At 44.3% G+C, this 5,435-nt stretch carries 5 protein-coding genes; 2 read left to right on the top strand and 3 right to left on the bottom strand.

The features are described from left to right. Positions 1-115 precede the first annotated feature (115 nt). From ACEW9J_RS17050 to ACEW9J_RS17040, 3 genes are all read right to left on the bottom strand, one after another. Positions 116-343 (bottom strand): hypothetical protein, encoded by a 228-nt coding sequence (locus ACEW9J_RS17050; protein WP_373546304.1) that lies wholly within the window; start codon positions 341-343, stop codon positions 116-118. Between the two features lie 81 nt (positions 344-424). Continuing rightward, complete coding sequence (locus ACEW9J_RS17045) at positions 425-730, bottom strand: hypothetical protein (protein ID WP_373546303.1); 306 nt, start codon at positions 728-730, stop codon at positions 425-427. Positions 731-859: 129 nt separating this feature from the next. Continuing rightward, positions 860-1,918, bottom strand: a complete 1,059-nt coding sequence (locus ACEW9J_RS17040; protein ID WP_373546302.1) for a DMT family transporter — start codon at positions 1,916-1,918, stop codon at positions 860-862. 269 nt (positions 1,919-2,187) lie between these two features. On the opposite strand from ACEW9J_RS17040, the gene ACEW9J_RS17035 reads away from it, so the two are divergent. Together ACEW9J_RS17035 and ACEW9J_RS17030 are read left to right on the top strand one after the other, a co-directional pair. Next, the gene (locus ACEW9J_RS17035; RefSeq protein ID WP_373546301.1) at positions 2,188-3,657 is read left to right on the top strand and encodes a sensor histidine kinase; all 1,470 of its coding nucleotides are present in this window, start codon (positions 2,188-2,190) and stop codon (positions 3,655-3,657) included. Between the two features lie 49 nt (positions 3,658-3,706). Next, positions 3,707-5,299, top strand: a complete 1,593-nt coding sequence (locus tag ACEW9J_RS17030; protein ID WP_373546300.1) for a nitrogen regulation protein NR(II) — start codon at positions 3,707-3,709, stop codon at positions 5,297-5,299. The last annotated feature ends 136 nt before the right edge of the window (positions 5,300-5,435 follow it).

Raw genomic sequence — 5,435 nt, 5'->3', positions numbered from 1 at the left:
AGCTTTTTAATATCTTCTTCGACAAAATTTATTTTCAGCATTAGACTCGATCTCTTCAACACCACTCCATTTACCATAGTATCTCACGATCGCTAATAATCCCTACTGTAAAAGTCTAATTGCTAGCCGTGCTTAGTATATCAAAGATTTTAGAAATCCCCTTACCTCCAGACTCGATCGCTGGCTGCATTTCTAGATAAAGGTGGGTGATTTTCTCGATCTGCTCCGGTGCAAACTCGCAATTCTTCGCCCCCAGATTCTTGCGTAACTTCTGATAAAGTGGGGCGAGATCTAGGATATCAATTGAAATCAATATGCCGTGCGGAAAGTATACTTTTTGCACTCTCTGAAAATTAAGGGAAAACCAATGTCATTGAGGCAATCGGCTAGCTTTTTACTACACAGTAACTTACTGACGTACTAGCTAAATATACAAATTTGGCGCGTTGGGCACTTTTAGCCAACTAGTAACGTAAGGTAATGTCCGTTGACAATTGATACAACCTAGTGTCCAAATTTGGACTAAAACTACTTTGCCGAGTAAATCTTTAGTTGTGACTGGCGATGCGGAATTCAGCCACTCGCTGATTCCTTGGAATTCTGGTAATTGATTCGGCGATCTAGCGATTGATTCAGGCGTAATAATCGTGGGTTCAGGTGTGACGATTGGTGATGTGGATGGACGACTAGCGAAACTAGCTGCTTGCCAGCCAAGTGTTCCCAATCCCAAGTAAGTTAGAAATTTCCGTCGTTGTAAAAAGGAAGGGATAATTTTTAATTAATTAGGTTAATATCATGAATACAAATTAAATCGATAATTAGATTCAATATCCAGTTATTTATTCACGATCGAATCGAATTATATTCCTTTAAACCCCATTTTTCCTTCAATTTCCTGCTCTGTTTCTATAGAACTAATCCCGATACTTTTTAGGCGATTGGTTCTGGCTTTAATCCCCAATTGACCTAAAAATAGACCTACCAAAATCACAACACCCCCGATATATTGAGCGCGGGTGGGCACTTCGCCCAAAATTAAATAGGCAGCTAAAATGCCAACAATCGGCGCAAACGAACCAATTATCGACGCAGTAGCGATCGAGGAAATCCGAAAGCCCTGATTCCATAAAGATTGTCCAATCACCACAATCACTATGCTGTAAACTAGCATCCACTGCCAGAGAAACGGTGACACCACATCCATGAAATGCTCGTAACCATACATCCATAATGCCAAGCACAAATAGACGATCGTGCCAAATCCAGTTCGCACAGTGTTGTTGATGCCTAATGGCACATTGCTTAGGTACTTTTTGACGACAATGGTGGCGATGGATAAACAGATCGCCCCTAACACCGTCATTAATTCCCCCCTCCCCACCTGAAATCCAGCGACTGGAATCATCTTGGACACTGTAGGCTGAAGCACGATTGTCAAGATAACACCCGTAAAAGCGACGATCGATCCCAGCACTTCCCAGCGATTGAGTCGATCGTGTAGTAGCCAAATCGATAATGCTATTGTCAATGGTGGTTCCAAGCGACCAAGTAGCAATACATTTGTAACTGGAGTCAATGACAATGCTTGAAAAATCAAGCCTGGAGCCAATGCACCAGCCAAGATCGCGACAACGACTAAACCGATCCATTCCCGCCCTGATATTTGCTGCAAAGTGTTGCGGTTCAACTGTTTGCCGTGGATCGCGATTAGCACAAATAGGGCACAAAGATTGCCCACAAACAAAACATTACAGTAGGAAATTGGATTGCGTCCATCCACTAAGTGCTGGGCACCAATTTCGGTAATCTTCCGCGTGACAGCACTAGAAGATCCGAAGATTGGGATTGCCAACCACAGATAAATGTGTCCAGGGATGCGCGAGGTTAATTTCGTCAGTCGTTGGTGGAAAGGAGACATTGTGAGTACGGGAAATAATGTTAGTCTGGGCTGCAAACGTATCCAGATTCTAAACTCACAACCTGAGTTTCCCCTGAGAAAACGATTAATAATTTGGTAGCAAAACCTGTGCTAACTTCTCAGCCAATATTGAGCACTAAATCTGGTGTTTCTCAGCAAAAATTAATCTCTTACTTAGGTTCGCCTCAGGACAATCGCAGGTCTTTAGATTACAGTAAATAAATACGCTCCTCAAATCGCTTGAAAGAACTGCTCTCCCAGATTTTCCCATGAAACCTTTCGCTAAACTCCAGGAGACGTTCCGCCAAGTCAGACAGCGGCTCACTCTGGCGAGGTTTCCTCGCCTTAGAAGTGAGACAAGACAGCGGCACCTAGATCCAGCTTCGCTCCAATTTCGACTGACTTTAGAAATATCTCTACTCTCAATTCTGGGCTTGAGTAGCGTTGCTGCATGGACAAGCTGGAAAATGCAACAGCTTTTAATTACGACACATACCCAGCAAGTCGAATATATTGCCAGTCGGTTTCCTCGCGATGTCGAACTCTATAGTGATATGCTACCAGTTGCTGAGGGACTGCAAAAAACGATCGATAATGTCTCGGTTTCCGGTTTGGCAATTTGGTTCAAAAGTGCCGATGGCACGATGACTCTGGCTAAATCCAGCGAGGTGACAGCCGAATTGATGTCCAGCGGTGAGATGCCGCTCAAGCCCCAGGTGTATCAGGTTGGCGATCGATATATGATTTTGTATCGTGGCGACGTAAAGACGAAAAACAAGCCCCTGGGGAAGGTTTACATGGCACAGGATATCACCGCCGAGCAACATCAATTAATTGCGGCGATTCAAGGTTTAACTGCCGTATGTATTTTAGCAACTCTTGCCACAATTCTGGCGATCGCCATGCGGATTCGTCGATCGCTCCAACCATTACAAGAAATGAGCCGGATGGCGGGAGCGATTTCCGCCGCAGATCTAAATAATGCCCAATTGCAACTTAACCATGCACCGACTGAAGTTAAGGAATTAGCCCAAACTTTTAATCTGATGCTGTCGCGACTGGGGGATGCTTGGGATCAACAACGGCAATTTATCGGCAATATTTCCCATGAGTTACGCACGCCATTAACGGTAGTTTCGGGTTATTTACAGAGCTTATTACGGCGAAGTAGTAACCTTAATGATTATCAACGAGAAGCCTTAGAAACGGCAGGTGCAGAAGCCGATCGCACTATCAAATTGCTTCAGGATCTATTAGACTTGGCACGGGCAGATAGTGGTTATACCCGTTATCATCTAGCACCAATCCTGTTGAACGACCTGGTATCTGAAGTGGCCGATCTGACCGGAGAATTGGGCGATCGCTCTATTCAAATTGCAGCTACAGTCAATGTTGAAGCAATGGTCGATCGCGATCGATTGAAACAGGTACTAATTAATCTATTAGATAATGCAATTAAATATTCTCAAGCAGAAAAAACAATCGATTTGATTGTCGAACAAATCGATAAACAGGCAATTATTCGAGTACGCGATCGGGGAATTGGGATTCCCCTGCAAGATCTGGGCCGGATTTTTGAACGCTTTTATCGAGTTGATGAAGATCGCGCTCGCACGACTGGCGGATATGGATTGGGACTAGCGATCGCCAAAACCTTGGTGGAAGGAATGGGTGGTAAGATTACGGTGCGATCGACAGTCGGTGAAGGCAGCGAATTTACGATCTTCTTGCCGAAATAAAAGAGAATATTAACGATCGAAAGATCGATTGTTTTGGAGAGCATAAATCGTGATAGATCGAGTGTTGGTAGAATTGATGACGATCGCAATCGATCGGCTTCAGGCGGAAATTTTAGAACGTGAAAAATCAGAGCAAATCCTCAGATCGATCGTCGAAGGTACAGTTTCCGTAACAGGTGTAGACTTCTTTCGATCGTTAGTCCGTTCCTTAGCCCAAGCTCTGGGCGTTCGCTACGCCTTTATTAGTGAATGTATGGATGCTCCACCTACCCGCGTTCGTAGCTTTGCCTTTTGGGAGGGAAACGAATTTGGTGAAGAATTTGAGTACAATTTACCCGGTACGCCTTGCGAACTAATTATTAGCAATAACAAATATCAATGTTTTCCCAATCAGATTGAAACCCTATTTCCTGAAGAAAAAGAGGAATTTGAGGCAATGGAAGCACAAAGCTATGCTGGAATCCCGTTACTAACTTCGACGGGGGATTTGTTGGGGCATCTCGCGGTATTAGATGATAAATCGATGGAGCCGAATAATCAAACTCAGGCGATTCTAGAAATATTTGCATCACGGGCGGCGGCGGAGATGGAACGCTTGCAGATTCAAGATGCCCTGCGTGCTTCTGAAACCAAGTTCGCTACTGCTTTTCGCTCTTCTCCAGATGCGATCGCTATCAGCAATCTCAATGATGGTACTTACATCGAAATCAACGATCGATGCTTGCAGATGCTAGGATATTCCCGTGCTGAGACAATCGGGCACAGCGACATGGATTTGGCGATTTGGGTGAACCCAGCCGATCGAATCGCGATCGCCCAACAGTTACAATCCCAAAGTACAGTCAGAAATCTAGAAGTCTGCTTGCGCCGCAGATCGGGTGAAATTTTCCCCGCACTTTTGTCTGCCGAGGCAATCGAATTAGAGGGTGAGTCCTGCCTATTGGCAGTGGCATCGGATATTACGTTGCTCAAAGAAGCCGAAAAAGCCTTAGCCAGACTAGCCGAAATTGGCGAACTAGCAGCAACAATCGTCCATGAGGTACGAAATCCCCTAACTACGATTTTGATGGGCTTAAATGCATTTAAAAAGCTGCAACTTGCCGATCGATTTCAAGAATACCTAAACCTATCTTTAGATGAAGCAGATCGATTGGAACGCTTGTTGAGTCAGATTTTGCTCTATTCTCGACCCCAAACACTCGATCGATCTCAGATCGAGCTAAACAGCTTCATCGCCGAAACGTTAAATATCTTGCAAACTATCCCTGTAGCTGCCGGAAAACAGCTAAATTTTACTGCGAATAATTCACCAGTAAACATTTTAGCCGATCGAGATAAATTGAAGCAGGTATTAATTAACTTAGTCACCAATGCTTGTGAAGCAGTAAGTATTGGTGATGCGATCTCAATTAACCTCCAAAATAGTCAAGATCGACGAATTTGCATTTCAATTCACAATGGTGGTACGCCGATTCCGGCTGACATTTTGCCAGAACTAATGAAGCCTTTTTTCACAACTAAAGCCAGTGGTACGGGATTGGGTTTAGCGATCGTCAAACGGATAGTCGAAGCTCACGATGGCGAGTTGGGGATCGAGTCGGGAGAGGGAATTGGATCGATCGTCACAGTGCATCTGCCCTGATTGACGGACAAAAGTTTTTTTAAGCCCAGACATGTGTGTGCGCCTTAAATTCAATTCGGTATTTTTTTTGCAGATATTGTGAATGAGAAGCCTTGACGGGATCTCGGTCAATATTAGTAGTAAAAGAGACAGAACA

The sequence above is a fragment of the Chamaesiphon sp. genome (assembly GCF_041737865.1).
In the GTDB taxonomy this organism is placed as follows: Bacteria; Cyanobacteriota; Cyanobacteriia; order Cyanobacteriales; family Chamaesiphonaceae; genus Chamaesiphon.
Note: the sequence above shows the minus strand (reverse complement) of the source record. Positions and strands in the feature narration are given on the sequence as shown.

What these genes read in the sequence shown, in the direction of transcription:
- ACEW9J_RS17040 (WP_373546302.1), bottom strand. Translation starts at nt 1,918, where the DNA reads ATGTCTCCTTTCCACCAACGACTGACGAAATTAACCTCGCGCATCCCT.
- ACEW9J_RS17035 (WP_373546301.1), top strand. Translation starts at nt 2,188, where the DNA reads ATGAAACCTTTCGCTAAACTCCAGGAGACGTTCCGCCAAGTCAGACAG.